We start from the raw sequence: 21,932 nt of genomic DNA on the forward strand, positions 1-21,932 counted from the left end.
TCTCAGTGATATACAAATTACTTGTCGTTAGCTGCTGCTACGCCCGGAAGCTCCTTACCCTCAAGGAACTCAAGTGAAGCTCCACCACCTGTTGAGATGTGGCTCATCTTTGAACCGTAACCAAGCTGGTTAACTGCTGCTGCTGAATCTCCACCACCGATGATTGTTGTAGCATCTGTATCAGCAAGTGCTGCTGCAACTGCCTTTGTACCGGCTGCAAGTACAGGGTTCTCGAATACACCCATAGGTCCATTCCAAACAACTGTCTTAGCTGTCTTAACTGCGTCTGAGTAAAGCTCGATAGTCTTAGGTCCGATATCGCAGCCTTCCTTGTCTGCAGGCATCTTGTCAGCGTCAAATACCTCTGTCTTGATGCTTGGATCGTCGATAGGGTTAGGGAAATCCTCGATCATAACTGTATCAACTGGAAGAAGAAGCTTCTTGCCAAGGCTCTCTGCCTTTGCCATCATCTCCTTGCAGTAATCGATCTTAGAATCGTCTACAAGTGACTTACCGATCTCATATCCCTTAGCCTTAAGGAATGTGTAAGCCATACCACCACCGATGATAAGTGTATCACACTTCTCAAGAAGGTTTGAAATAACATTGAGCTTGTCAGCAACCTTAGCACCACCGAGGATAGCTACAAATGGTCTAACTGGGTTCTCTACTGCATTGCCAAGGAAGTCGATCTCCTTCTGCATTAAGTAACCAACTACTGCTGTGTCAACAAGTCCAGCAACACCAACGTTTGAGCAGTGAGCTCTGTGAGCTGTTCCGAATGCATCATTTACAAATACATCACAGATGCTTGCAAGATCCTTAGAGAAAGCCTCTCCGTTCTTTGTCTCTTCAGCTCTGAAACGTGTATTCTCAAGAAGGATTACATCTCCGTCCTTCATAGCGTCAACTGCAGCCTTAACTGTGTCGTCAACAACCTCAAGGCTTGGTACAAACTTAACCTCCTGTCCAAGGAGCTCTGTAAGTCTCTTAGCAACTGGTGCAAGGGTCTTAGTCTGCTTGTCCTCCTCAGTCTTAACCTTTCCAAGGTGTGAACAAAGGATAACCTTTCCACCGTCAGCGATAAGCTTCTTGATAGTAGGAAGAGCTGCAACGAGTCTGTTCTCGTCTGTGATCTCTCCGTTCTTTAATGGTACATTGAAGTCGCATCTGCAAAGCACGCGCTTGCCCTTAACATTGATATCATCTACTGATTTCTTGTTTAATGACATTTCTAATTCCTCCTAAATAATGTTATAGAACAGAAAACTATAAGTTGTCCTCTGCCCAGCTACCTACCCGCTCTTATGCGGGAACATAGAAACGCATAATTGCTTCCTACGAAGAAAAAAGGGCCCGGTCCTTGGAGACCGGACCCTCTATTAGGTCTAATAAATACTTTTAAATGAGCTTACATTATAAAAGCTAATTATAGCTTGAAATAACTTATGCTAACTCTGCGAAGTACTTGATTGTTCTAACCATCTGGCTTGTGTATGAGTTCTCATTGTCATACCATGAAACAACCTGAACCTCATATAAATCATCAGCGATCTTTGATACCATTGTCTGAGTTGAATCAAATAATGAACCATATCTCATACCGATAACATCTGATGAAACGATTGGATCTGTGTTGTAACCGAATGACTCTGAAGCAGCAGCCTTCATTGCAGCGTTGATTCCATCAACTGTTACATCAGCACCCTTAACAACTGCTGTAAGGATTGTTGTTGAACCTGTTGGAACTGGAACTCTCTGAGCTGATCCGATAAGCTTGCCATTTAACTCTGGGATAACAAGACCGATAGCCTTAGCAGCACCTGTTGAGTTAGGAACGATATTAGCAGCACCTGCTCTAGCTCTTCTTAAATCGCCCTTTCTGTGTGGTCCGTCAAGTATCATCTGATCACCTGTGTAAGCGTGGATTGTTGACATGATACCAGACTGGATTGGAGCATAGTCATTAAGAGCCTTAGCCATTGGTGCAAGACAGTTAGTTGTACATGAAGCTGCTGAGATGATCTGATCATCAGCTGTTAATGTATCCTGGTTAACTGAGAATACGATAGTCTTAAGATCATTACCAGCTGGAGCTGAGATAACAACCTTCTTAGCACCTGCGTTGATATGAGCCATTGACTTCTCCTTTGAGCAGTAGAAACCAGTACACTCAAGAACTACATCAACACCGATCTTACCCCAAGGAAGGTTGTTTGCATCTGCCTCCTTGTAGATTGTAAGAGTCTTACCATCAACTGTGATTGTGTTAGCCTCATCATCAGCTGAAACTGTGTGAAGGTTCTCACCGATCTTGCCACAGTATCCACCCTGTGCTGTATCGTACTTGAGAAGATCTGCAAGCATTGAAGGCTTTGTTAAATCGTTGATTGCAACAACTTCATAACCCTCTGCACCGAACATCTGTCTGAATGCAAGACGACCAATACGTCCAAAACCGTTAATTGCTACTTTTACTGCCATTTTTTATTCCTCCTAGGTTTTTGAAATATAATAAAAGTATTTATCAATCTGCTACGCGGGAACGTAGCAAATAAATCGTGTTAAATACACAAGCTAATCATACATTCTTTAGGTATAAATTTCAAGCCTTAATCTCATTTTTTTAGTTATCATCTATCCAAAATAGACAAATTTGTTTTAACAAATTATACTAATGGGCTGAGGCTATAGAAAAAATGTTTCTACTACAATTTGATAATAATAAGATTACTCAACAGCTTTACTTTATATATTTTTTTCAGTGTTTTATGTTATAATATGAAACGCAATGATTATAAACGGAGGTATACAGAAAATGATCATCTGTGATTCGCATATACATTCGGAGTTCTCAAGCGACTCTTCCGCTCCACTGGACAGTATAATCCAGAAGGCAATACAACTTGGAATTCCAAAGATCTGTCTGACAGATCACCACGATATAGACTTTCCTATCAATCCGGAGGACGGTTTTGACTTCCAACTTGATTTCGATTCGTACTTTGCTGCGATAGACGAAATACGACACAGATACGGAGATCGGATTGACGTGAGAAGCGGCGTGGAACTCGGTCTCATGAATACGGTTGCCGGCAAGGCAAGGGACATTGCTGATAAATACAAAAATGAACTGGACTTTATCATAGGATCATCACACCTTGTCAGGGGCCTCGACCCATACTATCCAGCTTACTATGAGGGACGTACAGAGATAGAAGGTATACGTGATTACTTTGAGTCCATTCTTGAGAATGTGACTCTGATAGATGACTTTGACGTATATGGTCATCTTGACTACGTAGTAAGATACTGCCCATCAGGCGAGAAGATCTTTAGGATGGCAGATTATAATGATGTGCTTGAACAGATTTTCAAAATAATCATCCCAAAGGGAAAAGGTATAGAGATCAATACCGGAAGCCTGTACAAGAATATGAGTTACGCACATCCTCACATGGATATCCTGAAACTCTACAAGGATATGGGTGGCGAGATCATCACAGTGGGATCTGATGCACACAAGCCCGAATATCTGTGCTATGATTTTGAGACATATGCAAGGGATGCCCTCACATCACTCGGCTACAGATACTACTGTACATTCAAGAACAGAAAGCCAGAATTCAATCCGCTGTAAAAAAAAATTGCAAAATATCAATTTATTTATATACTTATAAATATAAAAAGATGGAACACATACGCCAGTTCAATGGCTTATATGTTCCATCTTTTTTATACCGTAAATTCAATTCCGGCAGTCACCTGACTGCTCTATTTGTTTCATATCTCATTATGTATTGTTTCCTGTATAGTACGGACTATGTGGTATATCATGAATGTCTGTTTTTCTCATTTTTTCAAGATAATCGCCTCCGGCGCCATCCAGATCACCATATATCGCATTTGGGCAATAACTGAGGAGCATGTCAAGGACTTTCTTTTTTCTCTTTCCGGTCACAAGTCCTCTTAAATTAATATATACATTATTTTCATGATTTCCAGTATACATACAGTAATATTCCAATTTGCCTCTTCGCATACTCGTATATACATATGTTATAAGATACACATCCCATCTGTACGCAAGGTTGTATCTCATTGTCTTTGATGCGATAACCTCATGTGAAGCCATAATGTATTTATTCTCATAGATAATATCACCATACAATTTGTCTGCCATTTCAAACACACTGCCACCATGATTTTTATTCTCTCGGTTGAGCAACTTCTCCGGAGTCCGTATAATCCTAATGCCATCCCATATGCATATAACCGAAATTACAGTCAGAAAAATCAATGGTCCTGTGAAACTATTCAATTCAAACTCTCCATTATGTATCATGGAGCATATAGTGATTATCATAAAAACAAAAATCACTGAAAAGATACCAAACAATATTCATCCACGCACTTTGACGTCTTTGCGCAAAACTTCTCTGCCTGTATCACCCATACGAAATCTCCTTATGTCAGACCATCACCCTTTGTAAAACCCTGTCAACAGATGCTTCCTCCGCCAAGCACATGATCATCTTCATAGAACACTACAGCCTGTCCCTTTGTCACAGCTCTTACCGGCTCGTCAAATACTGCTTCTACCAGATCTTCATCTATCTTTCTGATGGTACACATACTTCCCTTATGATTGTATCTGATCTTCGCCTTGACATGCATTGGCTCCGTGAGATCCTCTATGGACATAAAGTTCAGTCTGTTGCATATCAGCCTTTCTGAAAATACATCTCCGTTCTCTCCTATAACAACCTGATTTGTCTCAGGTATGATGTCCACCACAAATACCGGATGCCCCATCGCAAGTCCCAGTCCTTTTCTCTGTCCTATGGTGTAGTGTATGATTCCCTTATGTCTTCCGATCGCATTGCCATGTATGTCTACAAAATCTCCCGGAACCGCCTTAAGTCCTGCTTCATTCTCAAGATAACCGGCGTAATCTCCATCTGGCACAAAGCATATATCCTGGCTATCCGGCTTGTGAGCCACCATAAGTCTGTGGTCCTCTGCAATTTTTCTGATCTCAGGCTTGCTGTACTCTCCAACCGGCATGAGTGTCCTGGCGAGCTGCTCCTGGGTGAGATTGTAGAGAGCATATGTCTGATCCTTCTCTATTCCCCTGGCCTCCTGGAGAGTATATCTGCCATTTGGAAGCTGTATGATCCTTGCATAGTGTCCCGTAGCAATATAATCGCCCCCGATGGCCATGCATCTCGTAAGCAGAGACTCCCATTTTACATATCTGTTGCATGCAATACATGGATTCGGAGTTCTTCCGCATTTGTATTCGTCCACAAAATAGTCTATTACGTACTTCTTGAATTCTTCCTTGAAATTCATAACGTAATACGGAATATCGAGCTGCGATGCCACACGCCTGGCATCATCCACAGCAGAAAGTCCGCAGCATCCGGCATGGGCACTCACCACGTCCCTGTCCTCATCCTGCCATATCTGCATGGTAACTCCTATTACATTGTAGCCCTGCTCCTTGAGCAAAAGTGCGGCAACCGACGAGTCGACTCCGCCTGACATACCAACACACACTGTCTTCTTATCTGTATCGACCAAATTTTTTCCCTCTTTATACATAGTTATATCTTGTGTAATTTACATGTTTCTCCTGGCAAAATCCTGATACGCAGGTGACATTTTTCTGAGATTTTCCACGATTCTCTTGAGATTATCTACCACCGCATCCGCCTCATCCATGGTGTTCTCATATCCCAGAGTCAGTCTGACCGCACCATGGGATATCTCCTTCGGAAGCCCTATAGCTGTCAGCACATGGGAGGGATCAACAGAACCCGATGTACATGCGGAACCGGCAGAAGCACATATGCCCGCCATATCAAGCATGATGAGGATCGTCTCGCCCTCAACGAACTGGAAGCTGACATTTACATTGTTCGGAAGTCTGTCTTTGTCATGTCCGTTCAGTCTGGAATAAGGAATCTCCGATAAAATTCTGTGTATTATATGATCTCTGATATCTGTCTCCTGCTTCATCCGATCTTCCATTGAGAGCATCGCAAGCTCCGCAGCTTTGCCCATTCCTACAATCCCCGGTACATTCTCTGTTCCGGCACGTCTTCCTCTCTCCTGCTGGCCTCCGTGGATAAAGCTTCCAAGCTTTATTCCGCTCCGTATATACAGAAACCCGATTCCCTTCGGGCCATTAAGCTTATGTCCGCTGCTGCTGAGCATATCTATGTTCATGGCATTTACATCCAGTGGTATCTGTCCATACGCCTGAACCGCATCCGTGTGGAATAGAATGCCATGTTCATGCGCAATAGCTCCTATCCTGCTTATCGGCTCTATGGTTCCTATCTCATTGTTTGCAGCCATAACCGAGATGAGGATCGTATCCGGTCTTATCGCCGACTCCAGCCTATCAGGATCAACCATCCCCTTCTCATCCACATCCAGATATGTCACGTCAAAGCCCCTCTTCTCCAGATACTGACATGTGTGAAGAATGGCATGGTGCTCTATCCTGGTCGTAATTATATGTTTTCCCTTATCCTGAAAGGCTTCCGCTACAGCCTTTAAAGCCCAGTTATCCGATTCCGAACCACCGCCCGTGAAATAGATCTCCTCAGGCTTTGCGCCAAGCGAATCAGCAATTATATCCCTCGCCACATTTATCACATCCTTATTTCTCGATGCAAATGTATATACGCCTGAAGGGTTTCCAAACTTTTCTGTAAAATAAGGCAACATGGCGTCGAGCACTTCAGGTCTCACCGCCGTCGTCGCTGCATGATCCATATATATTAACTTTCCCATTTTCGCTCTCTTTCCATTACCTTTTCTGTCACTTGTCAATGACAAATGCAACACTGCATTCATCACACGAAACTATATTACTATATAGTATTCTACCACTATACAAATGCCACGTGCTATGTATATATTATTATGCTCTCATCATATCTCATTATCTTCGTCTCTTAATCTCTTTGGACGCTTTCCATAGGCTTTACTATTTTCTTATAGACCCTGAGAAGAAAGATCGTCGATATGATCACACTGAAAACCTCTGCGATAGGGAACGCTGCCCACACACCATTCACACTGTTCATTGCTTTCGACAGGAAATATGCCACAGGAAGTATGACAAAAAGCTGTCTCGCCATAGACACTATCATACTGTACACGCCCTTTCCTACAGCCTGAAACATTCCCGAACATGTGACAGAAAATCCCGCAAATATAAACGCTGTACTCATGATCCTGACCGCTGGTATACCCATCAACAGCATCTCATCTGTGGCATCAAATATTTTAAGTATCTGTCCCGGAAATACCTGCATGATAGCAAGACAGAATACCATAATGGAACAACCGACCATCACACCAAGCTTCATGGTGCGTTTCATTCTGTCAGGTTTCTGCGCTCCGTAGTTGTATGAAATTATCGGTATCATTCCGTTGTTCAATCCGAATACAGGCATAAATGCCATACTCTGCACCTTGAAATACGCTCCGAACACTGCAACGGCCAATTTCGAGAATGAGTACAGTATCAGATTCAGGAAATAATTCATCACAGAACCTATTGCAACCATGATAACCGACGGCACACCTACGCTGAGAATCTTACCAATTATCTCGCCATGTGGCCTGAATCTTCTGAGTGTTATATGGAGATCCGGATTCTTCTTGATATTAAATATCATAGCAAGAGTTCCGGCTATACACTGTCCACATACAGTTGCAATGGCAGCACCCTTTACTCCCATTTGTGGACATCCGAGAAGACCAAATATCATTATAGGATCAAGTATAAGATTGATGACAGCACCGAGTATCTGGGTTATCATACTGTACATTGTACGTCCCGTGGACTGCAGCAATCTCTCAAATGTCATCTGGAAAGCTATACCGAAAGCACAACAGCAGCACACCTTGAGATACTCTGTTCCATATTGGATTACCCGTGCATCCCCCGTCTGACTTTCCATGAATGTCCTTGCAAAGAATAAACCTATTATCAGGAATATCACATATCCTATCGCCTCAAGGAATATTCCCTGTCTGGCAACTTCATTTGCCCTGTCAAATTTCTTCTCTCCAAGTGCCTTGGATATAAACGCATTAAAGCCAACTCCCAGTCCCGAGAAAACTCCTATCATCAGATTCTGTATCGGAAATGCCGTGGACACAGCCGTAAGTCCGTCCATGCTGAATCTTGACACAAACACACTGTCCACAACATTGTACATAGCCTGGAACAGCATGGAAATTATCATAGGAAGTGACATTGACATCAGAAGCTTTCCCTCAGACATCACACCCATCTTATTTTCTCTGCTCTCACCTGCGAACGCCTTTCCATTAGCAGATATTGTTTTATTATCAGATATTATTTTCTCACCAGATTTTTTTCTGTTATCAGGTGATTTTTCATTATTTTCGACGCTGTCTTTCTCTTTCATATGTACCTCTCCTCTGCATGCTCCTGCTGTGCATAATGTACTATACCTGCCATTTGTGCTTATCCTCACACACACTTATCTTCACTTGCACTTATCCTCACATGCATACTCTCTTTATCTACTATACTCAAACTAATTAATATTACATTATTTTTGTATTATTTACAATACACTTGTATTTTGATTTTCGATCTCTATTTTCTGATTTCTAATTTTCGATTTATCGATTTCTCATCGACTCAATTCACCGACTCGTATATTGGACCCATATATTCACATTTACAATCATCAATTCATTTATAGCTCACTAATAATGCTATTCACTCATCATCGAGCAGAGTATCCCTAGTAATGAAAACGGACACTCAATAAAAAACAGCACATAATTTTTCGCAAGTATATCCTCAACACAACCCTCACGTAGCCGCACACAAATCATTCCGTACCTGAATTCATCCTGCAACAGCCCTATGCAATTCAAACGATTCTACAATTCAGACCACCATACAGCTCAAAAAATCCCCCTCTTGAATATCAAATCCAAGAGGGGAACTTATAATTGATAATCTAAAATTATCTATATGACAAACAAGCTGTTAATTACTTATTAGCAAGCTCTGCTTTGATAGCCTCTGTAAGAGCTGGAACGATCTTGTTGAGATCTCCAACTACACCATAGTCAGCTACATCAAAGATAGGAGCATCCTCATCCTTGTTGATAGCAACGATGATGTCTGACTCTTCCATACCAGCTACGTGCTGGATAGCACCTGAAATACCGATTGCGAAGTATACCTGTGGACGAACTGTCTTACCAGTCTGACCAACCTGAAGCTCCTTTGGCTTCCAGCCTGAATCTACAACTGCACGTGAGCATGATACCTGTCCACCAAGTACCTCTGCAAGATCATCAAGGAGCTTGAAGTTCTCTGCTGAACCAACTCCACGACCACCTGAAACAAGGATTTTAGCATCCATGATATCCTTGATATCTGAGATAGCCTTTGAGATCTCAAGAATCTCAACATACTTGTTGTTAGGTACGAATCCTGGATTGTACTCGATAACCTCTGCCTTCTTACCAGCTACCTTGTCAAGCTTCTGCATAACACCTGGACGAACTGTAGCCATCTGTGGACGGTTGTCAGGACATGCGATTGTAGCGATTGTGTTACCACCGAATGCAGGACGTGTCATAAGAAGCTGATTGTGCTTCTGCTCCTGATTTGGAAGTGCAACAAGAGGGAAATCACCGATCTCAAGTAATGTACAGTCTGCTGTAAGACCTGTAGCAACTCTTGCTGAAACTGTTGGACCAAGATCTCTACCGATTGCTGTAGCACCAACTAAAACGATCTCTGGCTTGTACTCATTGATAACTGATGCAAGTGCGTGTGCATATGGCTCAGTTCTGTACTCCTTGAGCTCTGGATCGTCAACAACGATAACTCTATCTGCGCCGTACTCTGCAAGCTCATCTACAAGACCCTTAACGTCTGAACCGATAAGGACTGCAGTTACCTGCTCATCAAGCTTCTCTGCCAGTCTCTTTCCTTCGCCGATAAGCTCGAAAGAAATACCACTTAACTTATTATCTACCTGCTGTGCAAAGACAAATACGCCTTTGTAGTTCTTCATTTCTTCTGCGTTCATTGCGCCCATTTTATTCACCACTTTTCCTTTACTATATTAGATTACATGCTTATCCTTTAACTTGCCAACAATATAGCTAACTGCCTCATCTGGAGAATCAGGAACAACCTTCTCGCCTGCACCCTTTCTTACCTTATCTGAAGCCTTAGCGATCTTTGTAGGTGAGCCCTTAAGACCGATGTTAGAATCATCAACATCAACGAGGTCTGCTCTGCCAAGTGTTGTGATCTCTGCATTAACTGCATCGAAGATTCCACCTGGAGTCATGTATCTTGGCTCATTTAACTCAGAAAGTGCTGTTACAAGGCAAGGCATCTTAGCCTTTAACATATGATATCCGTCATCATACTGACGCTTAACGATAACTGCGTCTCCGTCAACCTTGATCTCCTGTGCATATGAAATTACAGGAATTCCAAGATGCTCAGCGATCTGTGGTCCAACCTGAGCTGTATCTCCATCGATAGCCTGACGACCTGTTATGATCAGATCATAATCAAGCTTTCTGAGAGCTCCAGCGATTGTTGTTGATGTAGCCCATGTATCAGCTCCACCAAGAACACGGTCTGTTACAAGAACACCCTTGTCAGCTCCCATAGCGATTGCTTCCTGAAGAACGTCAGCAGCCTTTGGAAGACCCATTGTAAGAACTGTTACCTCTGCACCATACTGATCCTTTAATCTAAGCGCAGCCTCAAGTCCTGCCTTATCATCAGGGTTCATGATTGTAAGCATTGCTGCTCTGTTTAATGTACCGTCTGGGTTGAACTGTACTCCACCCTTTGTATCAGGTACCTGCTTTATACAAACTATAACCTTCACGTTAAGTACCTCCTATATTACTTTAATAAGTTTGCAGAAATAACCATACGCTGAACCTCTGAAGTTCCCTCGTAGATCTCTGTAATCTTAGCATCACGCATCATACGCTCAACATCGTACTCCTTGATGTAACCGTAACCACCGTGTAACTGAACACACTTTGTAGTAACTTCCATAGCAACCTCGGCTGCGTAAAGCTTAGCCATAGCTGCCTCTACTGAGTAAGAAACCTTAGCACCGCTCTGGTACTCATCCTTCTTTCTTGCTGCCTTGTATACGAGAAGCTTAGCTGCCTCGATCTTTGTTGCAAGGTCTGCAAGAACAAACTGTGTATTCTGGAACTGAGCGATTGATCTGCCGAACTGCTTTCTCTCTTTAACATAGTTTACTGTTGTCTCGAGAGCGCCCTCTGCAATACCAAGAGCCTGAGCAGCGATACCGATACGTCCACCGTCAAGTGTGTGCATAGCGATATTGAATCCCTTACCCTTCTGTCCAAGAAGAGCGTCCTTTGGAATACGGCAGTCTGTGAAGATAAGCTCGTATGTTGAAGAACCACAGATACCCATCTTGTTCTCCTTTGTACCGAATGTAAATCCAGGTGTACCCTTCTCTACGATGAATGCTGAGATCTCCTTCATCTTTCTGCCACGCTTCTCAACGATACCAGTAACTGCGATAACGATATATACGTCAGCCTCTTTACCGTTTGTGATGAAGCACTTTGATCCGTTAAGTACCCACTCGTCTCCGTCAAGTACAGCCTTTGTCTGCTGTCCCTGAGCATCTGTACCAGCACCTGGCTCAGTAAGACCGAAAGCACCAAGCTTTCTGCCTGAAGCAAGATCAGGAACATACTTCTCCTTCTGAGCTGGTGTACCAAATGTTACGATAGGATCAACACAGAGTGATGTGTGTGCTGATACGATAACACCTGTAGTACCACAAACCTTTGAAAGTTCCTCAACGCACATAGCATATGTGAGAATATCACAGCCCTGTCCGCCTAACTCCTTAGAAACAGGGATTCCTAAGAAACCATACTTTGCCATCTTCTCTACAGTCTCTCTAGGAAATCTGTGCTGTTCGTCAATTTCCTGAGCAAGAGGCTTTACTTCATTCTGCGCGAACTCTCTGAATAAATTCTGCGCCATTTCATACTTCTTGTCTAAAGCGAAATCCATTCTAATTATTCCTCCATGAATATATTATATTACTTAGCACTATTACTGAGCATCAACTGGTGTCTTTGTACGATCAGCATTGTATACATAGAATCCTCTGCCGCTCTTAACACCAAGGTTGCCGCCACGTACCATCTTACGAAGTAATGGACATGCACGATACTTGCTGTCACCTGTCTCATTGTACAGAACGTCCATGATTGCAAGACAGATATCAAGGCCTACGAAATCACCTAACTCAAGTGGTCCCATTGGATGGTTAGCACCAAGCTTCATAGCAGCGTCAATACCAGCTATGTCTGATACACCTTCCATCTTGATGAATGCAGCTTCGTTGATCATTGGGATGAGGATTCTGTTTACTACGAATCCAGCAGCCTCGTTAACCTGTACTGGAGTCTTACCGATCTCCTCTGAGATCTTAACGATCTTCTCTACAATCTCAGCTGGTGTATTAACACCTGCGATAACCTCGATAAGCTTCATTCTGTCAGCTGGATTGAAGAAATGCATACCGATCATAGGACGTGTAAGACCATTTCCAATCTCTGTGATAGAAAGTGATGATGTGTTTGAAGCGAATACACACTCTGGCTTGCAGATCTTGTCAAGCTCAGCAAATGTTGTCTTCTTTACTTCCATGTTCTCGAAAGCAGCCTCAACTATAAGGTCGCAGTCTGCACATAAGTCTTCCTTAAGACCTGGAGTGATGCTGGCAAGAATACCATCAACCTTCTCCTGTGTCATCTTTCCTTTTTCTACGAGTCTTGCATAACCCTTAGCGATCTTGTCCTTACCGCCTTCAGCCCACTCCTGCTTGATATCACAGAGTGCAACCTCGTATCCGTCAACCTGAGCAAATGCCTTAGCAATGCCCTGACCCATGGTTCCTGCACCAATTACGCCAACCTTCATTTTTATGTCCTCCTAAATCTTTTTTTCCGGTAAACATGAGAAATTCATATACGTTTCGTTTAACATGCTACCATAATACTTATATCACACATTTAGGATGGTTTACCTTTATCAGATTCCCCACCCTAAATGTTAATATCAGAACTGTTAATTATTACTTATTCTGGAAAGGAACAACCTTAAGTTTCTTCTCCTTGTCTTTCTCAAGGAAATTGCCCATTCCTGCCTTCTGATCCTCTGTCTCGAAACAGTCACCAAAAAGCTTCTCTTCAATAACAATTGCCTGATCCATATCTACCTGTAAGCCATCGTTGATAGCCTTCTTGCAGTTTCTTACTGCAATAGGAGCGTTTGCTGCGATTCCGGCTGCCATCTTCTTAGCTGCTGGAAGGAGCTCCTCAAGTGGATAAACAGCGTTCACAAGACCGATTCTGTAAGCCTCGTCTGCCTTGATGTTTCTTGCTGTGTAGATAAGCTGCTTAGCCATGCCTGCACCTACAAGACGTGCAAGTCTCTGTGTTCCGCCAAAACCAGGTGTGATTCCAAGACCAGCCTCTGGCTGACCGAATATTGCATTCTCTGAGCAGATTCTGATATCACAGCTCATTGAAATCTCGCATCCGCCGCCAAGAGCGAATCCATTCACTGCTGCGATGACTGGGATAGGGAATGTCTCAATGGCTCTGAACACATCGTTACCCTTCTTACCGAAGGCCTCTCCCTCTGCCTTTGTGAGTGTTGACATCTCACCTATATCAGCTCCGGCAACAAATGACTTCTCACCGGCACCTGTAAGAATAAGACATCTTGTTGTATCAAGATCAACTGCCTTGAATGTTGCATCAAGCTCTTCAAGAACTGCACTGTTGAGTGCGTTCAAAGCCTTTGGACGGTTGATTGTGATAATTCCTACATATCCATCCTGTTCGTATGTAACAAACTCCATGATGTATCTCCTTTATTATCTAAAATTAGTCCTCGATCTTAACGACTGTTGAGCAGCCCATTCCACCACCGATACAGAGAGTAGCAAGGCCTGTCTTAGCACCCTTTGCCTGCATCTCATGAAGAAGTGTAACAAGAATACGGCATCCTGAAGCTCCAACTGGATGTCCAAGAGCGATAGCACCACCGTTAGGGTTAACCTGCTTGTCAACATCAAATCCAAGTTCCTTAGCAACTGCTACTGACTGTGCAGCAAATGCCTCGTTTGCCTCGATAACATCGAAGTCCTCAATCTTGAGACCAGTCTTAGCCATAACCTTCTTGGTTGAAGCTACAGGTCCGATACCCATGATTGAAGGATCAACTCCGCCAAGTGCTCCAGCTACCCATGTAGCCATAGGCTTAACGCCAAGCTCCTTAGCCTTCTCCTCGCTCATAACAACGATAGCTGCAGCACCATCATTGATACCTGAAGCGTTACCAGCTGTAACAAATCCGTTAGGATTGATTGTTCTGAGTCTTGAAAGTGTCTCAACTGTTGTACCAGGTCTTGGTCCCTCATCCTTCTTGAACTCAACCATCTCTTTCTTCTTCTTTACCATAACTGGAACGATCTCAGCATCAAATGCACCTGACTCCTGAGCTGCAACAGCCTTCTGCTGGCTCTTTGCTGCAAACTCATCAATCTCCTCACGTGTAAGACCCCACTGCTCACAGATATTGTCAGCTGTCTTGATCATGTGATAATCATTGAATGCATCCCAGAGAGCATCGTTTACCATTGTATCTACGAGTACACCATTGTTCATTCTGTAACCGAAACGACCCTTCATCATAGCGTAAGGAGCCATAGACATATTCTCCATACCACCTGCAACTACGATATCAGCATCTCCTGCCTCGATCATCTGTGCAGCCATGTTGACACAGTTAAGACCTGAACCACAGACAACGTTAACTGTAACAGCAGTTGTCTCGATTGGAAGTCCTGCCTTGATTGAAGCCTGACGTGCAACGTTCTGTCCCTGACCAGCCTGGATAACACATCCCATGTATACGTGGTCTACCTGATCTGCAGGAACTCCTGCTCTGTTGATAGCCTCCTTGATAACGATTGAACCAAGCTCTGCTGCTGGTGTTGTGCTGAGTGATCCACCCATTGTTCCGATAGCTGTACGACATGCGCCTGCTAAAACAATCTTCTTTGCCATTTTCAAATCCTCCATTTAAAAAAATATTAGTGTGACATAAGACTACATATAAAAAAACCTTAAAGGTTCACACAATCTGCCATAATTCTAGCACAAAAGCATGTGCCACGCAACCAAAAATGAACGACTCCGCGAAGGAGCTATTTCCTTTTATTCCTGTTTTTGCCATTTTTAGCATTCTTCTGCCCGGATGATTTTGTGTTTTTCTGTGGAACAACTTTATTATTTTTGCTGTTTTTACCATTATTGATTGAATTGTTCTTACTTTTATCATTTTTGCCATACGAACGTTGTCCCTGGTGTTCACCTTTCCTGTCCATCTTTCTCGGCGCTATCAGACATTTTTTATCAAAACCGATAAGATCCTGTCTGCCGGCCTTTATGAGCGCCTCTTTGACCAGATCATAATTCTCCGGTTTTCTATACATCATAAGAGCCTTCTGCATTGCCTTTTCATGTGGATTATGAGGTACATATACCGGTTTCATGGTTCTAGGATCGACTCCGGTATAGTACATACATGTGGATATCGTGGACGGCGTAGGATAGAAATCTTGCACCTGTTCAGGCATATAGCCTATATCCCTTACATATTCGGCAAGCTCCACCGCCTCCTTCAGCGTAGATCCGGGATGTGATGACATCAGGTACGGAACAACATACTGCTGCTTTCCAGTCTTTGCATTTACCCTTTTGTATCTATCAATGAATTTCTCATATACACTGTTCTGTGGCTTGCCCATCATCCTGAGAACATTATCCGATACATGCTCCGGCGCAACTCTGAGCTGTCCGCTTATGTGCTTCTCGCAAAGCTCTTTCAGGAATTCATCATTGCTGTCCGCCATCACATAATCGAATCGTATTCCCGATCTGATAAATACTTTTTTCACACCCGGAACCGCTTCCAGCTTCCGCAGAAGCTCAACATAATCCTTGTGGTCAACCTTCAGATTCCTGCACGGTTCCGGGAACAGACACTGCTTGTTGGTGCATACACCATATTTATCCTGCTTTGCACATGATTTATGCCTGAAATTCGCAGTCGGCCCTCCGACATCATGTATATAGCCTTTGAAATCAGGATCATGCGTCATGCGCTCCGCTTCCTTTATCAGTGACTCGTGGCTTCTTGTCTGTATGATCCTGCCCTGGTGAAATGTCAGTGCGCAGAAGCTGCATCCTCCGAAGCAGCCCCGGTTGCTCGTCAGGCTGAATTTTATCTCTGATATAGCCGGGATACCGCCCGCCTCCTCATATATCGGATGGTAGTTATTCATATATGGCAGATCATACACATCGTCCATCTCCATCTGGGTGAGCGGATAAGCCGGAGGATTCTGAACAACATATCCTCTGTTTCCGTATCCCTCAACCAGCGTTTTAGCCGAGTATGGATCTGTATTTATATACTGTGTATAAAAGCTTCTTGCATATTCCAGTCTATCCTTTGAAAGACTGTCATAATCCGGCAGTATAATGGAATCCTCGGGCACACCGGATATATCCTTTGTCCTGTAGCATGTACCCCTGACAAATGTGATATCTTTCACATCTATTCCGCTGTCGAGCGCCTCCGCTATCTCTATCATGCTGTGCTCACCCATGCCATACGAAAGTATATCGGCGGATGAATCCACCAGAATGGAATGTTTCAATTTATCAGACCAATAATCATAGTGTGCCATACGTCTGAGGCTGGCCTCTATACCTCCGATTATGATCGGAACATCCTTGTACGTTCTCCTTATCAGATTACAGTAGACCGTGGTGGCATAATCAGGCCGAAGTCCCATCTGTCCACCTGGAGAGTACGCATCCTTCTGTCTTCTCTTCTTGGACACAGAATAATGGTTCACCATGGAATCCATATTGCCTCCGCACACCAAAAAGCCCAGTCTTGGTCTGCCAAAAACATCAATGCTCTTGTCATTCTTCCAATCAGGCTGGGCAATCATACACACCTTATATCCATATCTCTCAAGCAATCTGCTTATGATTGCAGGGCCAAATGAGGGATGGTCAACATAGGCATCACCTATGACAAACACAAAGTCCGCCTGTGTCCACCCTCTCTTCTTCATGTCCTCCATGCAGATCGGCAAATAATCTCTTTCCATACATTTAATCTTCTTTCTTATCGCTGAGGTTGACAGACATTCCAGCGCCGAGAGCCACTGCCTCAAGTGCTTTTTCCGATACATATGCCTCTATCCCTGTGCGCTCTTTGATTATTCTGTCCATTCCGTATATAAGACTTCCTCCTCCGGTAAGCACAATGCCCGATACCGCAATGTCAGCCACCAGCTCCGGCGGTGCAGTCTCAAGAACATTGTGTATTGCTCCAAGAATATGCTCTGTAGTCTCCTCAAATGCATCCACTGTTTCATTCGCAGTTATTGTTACAGCCTTTGGAAGTCCCTTGATAAGATCACGGCCCTTGATCACATACTCAACATCTTCATCACGCTTTACGACTGAGCCAACAGCAATCTTCGCATTCTCCGCTGTCTGATAACCTATAAGCAGGTTGTATTTTCTTCTGGCATACTTGATGAGTGCATTATTATAGTCATCTCCGGCGTATTTTATGGAGCTGCTCTCCACTGCACCACCAAGGGATACGACCGCAATATCCGTGGTTCCACCGCCTATGTCGACCACCATATTACCCTTTGCCTCATAGATATCTACATTTGCTCCTACAGCAGCAGCCAAAGGTTCCTCCATGACATACACAGTCTTGGCACCGGTCTTGTACACTGCTTCCTCAACAGCTCTTCTCTGCACCTCGGTAACACCGCTTGGAACACACACGCATATCCTTGGTCTTCCAACTCCCGAACGTTTCTCCATTGCGCTTCTGATAAATGCCTTAAGCATTATCTCCGCTATTGTATAATCAGATATAACTCCCTTATTGAGAGGTCTGACGACCTCTATATTCTCCGGAGTCTTTCCTATCATTTTCTTGGCTTTTGTTCCTATTGCTATTACTTTTTTTGTAGATACTTCATATGCGACAACAGACGGCTGGTTTACAACAATTCCCTTACCTCTTACGCTGATCAATACATTTGACGTTCCTAAATCTACTCCAATATCAGTTGAAAGCATATAAATTCTCCTTTATCACAACAAAATAATACCAGTGCTATAACACAGATATTATAAGCACTGGTATTGTTTTTTTCAACAAAATTCTACAACGGTATATCCGTCACAAAACTTATTTTATCTCTTTTTTAAGAATCTTCTTATCGATAGGATCTCTGGTCTCAGCAGCCTTCATGGCATCATCCATAGCACCGAGAAGTCTGTCGATATTTCCTGACTCCATCGCCATCAAAGCATTCTTTATAGCTGTATCTGCTCCGCTCTCAAGCTTGAAGCCCTTCTCATCAGCGTAGCACTCTGCCACATTGATCATTCCACTCTCATTGATCTGGTCAAAGTATACTCTGTTGTTGAACGATCTTGCCTGAGTCATATTTGCTGCAAGCATATTGCTGAGAGCTGTCTTCTCTCCTGTGAGGATGATCTTAACATCATTCTTCTCAGGTGAACACATATCAACCATCTCTTTGAATCTCTCAGGTGTTATAAGTCCTGCACTCTCAATGATAAGACATCCGCCCTTGAGCTTGCCAACTGCTCCTGCAAGCTTACCGCTGTTTATAACCTTTGCCTTAACCTTTGCCTTTGCCTCAGACTTGCAGATTCCCATATCATAATAGAACTTTGCAAAATCCTCACCGACCATGGTAAGTCCAAATCCGTGCTGTCCAAGAATAACAACATTCTTAGATCTCTTAGGATCTACCTTGAGAGTCTGGAGAACGTTAACGATCTGTGCACCAGCAGGCTCGACTCCGAGATACTTGTAGAGGTACTTTGCCTCCTTAGGCAGTGATTTACGTCTCGCAGCAACAGCCTCACTTACTGAAGCAGCCATAGTTGCTTCTTCATCCTGTGTGATAACCTGTGCAGCTTCCTCAACCTTGCCTTCCTTCAGAAGCTCTTCCTGCTTCTTGTACTCTTCCTCACGCTTTATAGCCTTTTCAAGTACCTTTGCAGCAGCAGTAGCCTTGCTTCTTATATCCGCGAGCTGTTTCTTGACATCAGCCTCGGCCTTGTCTATTGCTGAGAGATCTTTCTTCTTCTTCTCCTCAGCCTCGGTCTTGGCCTGATCAGCAGCCTCTTTTCTTGCAACAACGCGCTCAGCCTGTTTTGTCTTGAGCTCAGCGATCTTGTTCTTTAACTCTTCTTCTTTCTTCTTTGCATCATCGAGAAGCTTCTTAGCATCAGCTTCAGCCTTTGTCTTCATATCTGAGGCTTCCTTCTCAGCCTTCATAGCTGCAGTCTGAACCTTCTCGAGCTCACTTGCCTCTGCCGTAGCATACTTCTCTTCCTCAGCAGCAAGGAACACCTCATGCTTGGTCTCTCTATCTTTTCCTTCTGCCGTAAGCTTATCTGTCTTTTCCTTGGCAGCAGCTTCCGCATTCTGGATCTCAACCTCTTCTGCGATCTTAGCCTCTTCGACTACCTGCTCCGCTTCCTCGGCAGCAGCCTCTGCCTTTGCCAGAAGATCCTCAGCCTCAACAAGAGACTTCTTAGCTGAGTCGAGAGCTTCCTGAGCCTCTGCCTTCGCAGCCTTGAATGAGTCATTCTCCTTCTTTGCAGCGGCAACATCCTCACTGATCTTCTTGTTGTCGTTCTCAGCAGTTGTAATCTGATCAGCAACCTTCTTTATGAACTCTTCGCTGTCTGAAATCTTCTTCTGAACCTCTTCCTTGGCTTTCTTTGCTGCCTCAAGAGCCTTTGCAGCCTCCTCCTCAACCTTCTCTGCCTTCTTCAGTTCTTCCTTCTGTATTGCAAGCTTTGTGTTTGCATCATTTCTGCTGTTCTTTGCATTCTTAACAGCCTTCTCTGACTCCTCAAGCTTCTTCTGGAGCTCATCAAGAGTCTTCTGTGACTGACTCTCCATCTCAGTGGTATTCTTAAGATTAGCATCAGCCTCTTCCTCAGCCTTCTTAGACTCGCTGAATATTGCACCAGCCTTTGTCTTGTCTGCCTCGGCAGTCTTCATGATCTTGGCTGCTCTTGCTTCCTCATCTGTGCGCTTCTTCTTGGCCGTCTCTATAGACTTCTTCTTATCCGCATCTATGTCTGCCAATTTCTTCTTATCAGCATCAACAGCCTTGTTGTACTCAGCAACACCCTTATCCACATTAGTCTTCTTGGTGTCTGCAAGTGCCTTTATAGCCTTGTCGGCAGCAGCCTGAGCCTCATTGATCATATTGTTCTTATATGTATCAGGATCACTCTCCTTGAGGATTCTGTCTGACTCTTTCTTAGCAGATTCATTTGTATCTGATATCTCTTTCTTGAGCTTTGCAATATTGGCATCAAGCTCTTTCTCCTCTCGCTCAAGCAGTTCAGCATCATTATTCTTCTTTGCCTCAGCCTCCTGTGCCATCTTTGCATCATAGTTCTGCTTCTTGGCAGCAAATTCTTCAAGCTGCTTTTCGAGATCCTTCTCTGTCTTCTCGCATTCCTCGATGGTCTTCTTCGAGGTCTCAGCATGTTTCTTTGCCTCTTCAGCATTCTTTCTGGCATCGTCGATCGCCTGCTGCTTCTTTGCCTCAGCCTCAGCCTTAGCCTTTTCAGCGGCAGCCTTCTTTCTTGCCTCTTCTGCCTCTTTGCGCTTCTTCTCCTCTTCAGCCTTACGCTTAGCCTCTTCCTCGGCCTTCTTCTTAGCTTCTTCCTCAGCCTTCTTCTTGGCTTCCTCCTCAGCTTTCTTCCTAGCCTCCTCTTCAGCCTTCTTCTTGGCTATCTCCTCAGGACTCTCCTCGTCTATATTGGACAGGTTCTTTATTCCTGCTCCAAGGAAATCGTCATCATCGTCATCATCATCATCAAAATCATACAATGACTCTCCAGCCGCAGCCTGCTTGTTTCTATCTGGGAGAATGCTGAACAGATCTCCGTTCGCATCACTGCCTCCCTTAGGTGACTTAACTTTATTCACCTTTGCATTCTTATCAGTTACCCACTCAAGTGTCTCTTCATCCTCAGCATTTTCATCATCATCAGTGAGAACAATATTGCTTCCACCTGTTGACTTAACTGTACCTTCAGTTCCGGCGCCGAACTTAAATCCGCCACCAAGACCGCCTTCTGTTTTAGGTGTTTTTCCAAGACCGCCGCCAAGGCCGCCTGATCCAAGGCCTCCCTCTGTCTTAGGTGTACTTCCGAGTCCTCCGCCAAGGCCGCCTCCGAGTCCTCCAAGACCGCCTTCACCTAATCCGCCGCCAAGGCCTCCTCCGAGACCACCGCCCGACATATCATCAGCGATGCCTCCAAGGTTAAGACTGAGCTTAGGTGCAGCTCCCTCTGTTTTTTTATCTTCTTTTTTATCTTCAGGCTTCAGTCCCTCTCCCTCTTTTGGAACATCGTCCTGCTTTTCATCCTCAGTTGAAGTTTCCGGTTCATCCTCATGAACAATTCCAAGAGCCTCTTCTCTCTTACGGCGTTTCTTAGCCTCGATTCGTTCTAACTCCTCCTTGGACAAAGTTTTGTGTTGGCTTTTAGCAGTCTCAGCATCTTTCTTCTTGCTGCCGCTCTTGAGAAGTTCTTCCTCTTCTTCCCTCTTTTTCTTGGCAGCTTCTGCAGCTCTTTCCTTTTCAAGCTGTGCCTTGATCGCCGCAATCATTGCTTCTGTCTGATCTAAAGCCAATTCC

Annotated in this window: 16 protein-coding genes; 1 reads left to right on the plus strand and 15 read right to left on the minus strand. The window is 43.9% G+C overall.

The features are described 5' to 3' along the window. Nucleotides 1–17: 17 nt before the first annotated feature. Nucleotides 18–1,232: a phosphoglycerate kinase gene (locus tag ABUA31_RS01280; protein ID WP_022216404.1), complete on the minus strand. Its 1,215-nt coding sequence runs from the start codon at nucleotides 1,230–1,232 to the stop codon at nucleotides 18–20. A gap of 214 nt (nucleotides 1,233–1,446) precedes the next feature. Beyond that, nucleotides 1,447–2,484, minus strand: a complete 1,038-nt coding sequence (gene gap, locus ABUA31_RS01285) for a type I glyceraldehyde-3-phosphate dehydrogenase (protein WP_004852921.1) — start codon at nucleotides 2,482–2,484, stop codon at nucleotides 1,447–1,449. A gap of 334 nt (nucleotides 2,485–2,818) precedes the next feature. On the opposite strand from gap, the gene ABUA31_RS01290 reads away from it, so the two are divergent. Then, nucleotides 2,819–3,640, plus strand: a complete 822-nt coding sequence (locus ABUA31_RS01290; protein WP_022216403.1) for a histidinol-phosphatase HisJ family protein — start codon at nucleotides 2,819–2,821, stop codon at nucleotides 3,638–3,640. 153 nt (nucleotides 3,641–3,793) lie between these two features. On the opposite strand, the gene ABUA31_RS01295 is transcribed toward ABUA31_RS01290, so the two are convergent. From ABUA31_RS01295 to ABUA31_RS01355, 13 genes are all read right to left on the minus strand, one after another. Next, on the minus strand, nucleotides 3,794–4,183 hold the full coding sequence (locus tag ABUA31_RS01295) for a hypothetical protein (RefSeq protein WP_055272917.1): 390 nt from the start codon (nucleotides 4,181–4,183) through the stop codon (nucleotides 3,794–3,796). 317 nt (nucleotides 4,184–4,500) lie between these two features. Further along, nucleotides 4,501–5,550, minus strand: a complete 1,050-nt coding sequence (gene mnmA, locus ABUA31_RS01300; protein WP_238050542.1) for a tRNA 2-thiouridine(34) synthase MnmA — start codon at nucleotides 5,548–5,550, stop codon at nucleotides 4,501–4,503. A 75-nt stretch (nucleotides 5,551–5,625) separates the two neighbouring features. Further along, on the minus strand, nucleotides 5,626–6,807 hold the full coding sequence (nifS, locus tag ABUA31_RS01305; RefSeq protein WP_055272915.1) for a cysteine desulfurase NifS: 1,182 nt from the start codon (nucleotides 6,805–6,807) through the stop codon (nucleotides 5,626–5,628). A 164-nt stretch (nucleotides 6,808–6,971) separates the two neighbouring features. Continuing rightward, the gene (locus ABUA31_RS01310) at nucleotides 6,972–8,459 is read right to left on the minus strand and encodes an MATE family efflux transporter (RefSeq protein WP_055272913.1); all 1,488 of its coding nucleotides are present in this window, start codon (nucleotides 8,457–8,459) and stop codon (nucleotides 6,972–6,974) included. A gap of 600 nt (nucleotides 8,460–9,059) precedes the next feature. Continuing rightward, nucleotides 9,060–10,121, minus strand: coding sequence for an electron transfer flavoprotein subunit alpha/FixB family protein (locus tag ABUA31_RS01315; RefSeq protein ID WP_015535002.1), 1,062 nt, complete (start codon nucleotides 10,119–10,121; stop codon nucleotides 9,060–9,062). Nucleotides 10,122–10,148: 27 nt separating this feature from the next. Continuing rightward, complete coding sequence (locus tag ABUA31_RS01320) at nucleotides 10,149–10,934, minus strand: electron transfer flavoprotein subunit beta/FixA family protein (protein ID WP_022058361.1); 786 nt, start codon at nucleotides 10,932–10,934, stop codon at nucleotides 10,149–10,151. A 17-nt stretch (nucleotides 10,935–10,951) separates the two neighbouring features. Further along, complete coding sequence (locus ABUA31_RS01325; protein WP_004852934.1) at nucleotides 10,952–12,118, minus strand: acyl-CoA dehydrogenase; 1,167 nt, start codon at nucleotides 12,116–12,118, stop codon at nucleotides 10,952–10,954. A gap of 42 nt (nucleotides 12,119–12,160) precedes the next feature. After that, nucleotides 12,161–13,033, minus strand: coding sequence for a 3-hydroxyacyl-CoA dehydrogenase family protein (locus ABUA31_RS01330; protein WP_022216397.1), 873 nt, complete (start codon nucleotides 13,031–13,033; stop codon nucleotides 12,161–12,163). Nucleotides 13,034–13,187: 154 nt separating this feature from the next. Beyond that, nucleotides 13,188–13,979: an enoyl-CoA hydratase-related protein gene (locus ABUA31_RS01335; protein ID WP_004852940.1), complete on the minus strand. Its 792-nt coding sequence runs from the start codon at nucleotides 13,977–13,979 to the stop codon at nucleotides 13,188–13,190. 25 nt (nucleotides 13,980–14,004) lie between these two features. After that, nucleotides 14,005–15,189: an acetyl-CoA C-acetyltransferase gene (locus tag ABUA31_RS01340; RefSeq protein WP_044998303.1), complete on the minus strand. Its 1,185-nt coding sequence runs from the start codon at nucleotides 15,187–15,189 to the stop codon at nucleotides 14,005–14,007. A 140-nt stretch (nucleotides 15,190–15,329) separates the two neighbouring features. Beyond that, complete coding sequence (locus tag ABUA31_RS01345; protein WP_055144341.1) at nucleotides 15,330–17,309, minus strand: YgiQ family radical SAM protein; 1,980 nt, start codon at nucleotides 17,307–17,309, stop codon at nucleotides 15,330–15,332. 4 nt (nucleotides 17,310–17,313) lie between these two features. Next, a complete protein-coding gene (locus ABUA31_RS01350; RefSeq protein WP_349818378.1) occupies nucleotides 17,314–18,306 on the minus strand; it encodes a rod shape-determining protein in 993 nt (330 codons plus the stop codon). Nucleotides 18,307–18,418: 112 nt separating this feature from the next. Next, nucleotides 18,419–21,928: a hypothetical protein gene (locus ABUA31_RS01355; RefSeq protein ID WP_349818379.1), complete on the minus strand. Its 3,510-nt coding sequence runs from the start codon at nucleotides 21,926–21,928 to the stop codon at nucleotides 18,419–18,421. Between the last annotated feature and the right edge of the window lie 4 nt (nucleotides 21,929–21,932).

It is taken from the genome of Coprococcus sp. RTP31081st1_H1_RTP31081_211007 (genome assembly GCF_040227275.1).
Classification (GTDB): Bacteria; Bacillota; Clostridia; order Lachnospirales; family Lachnospiraceae; genus Coprococcus; species Coprococcus aceti.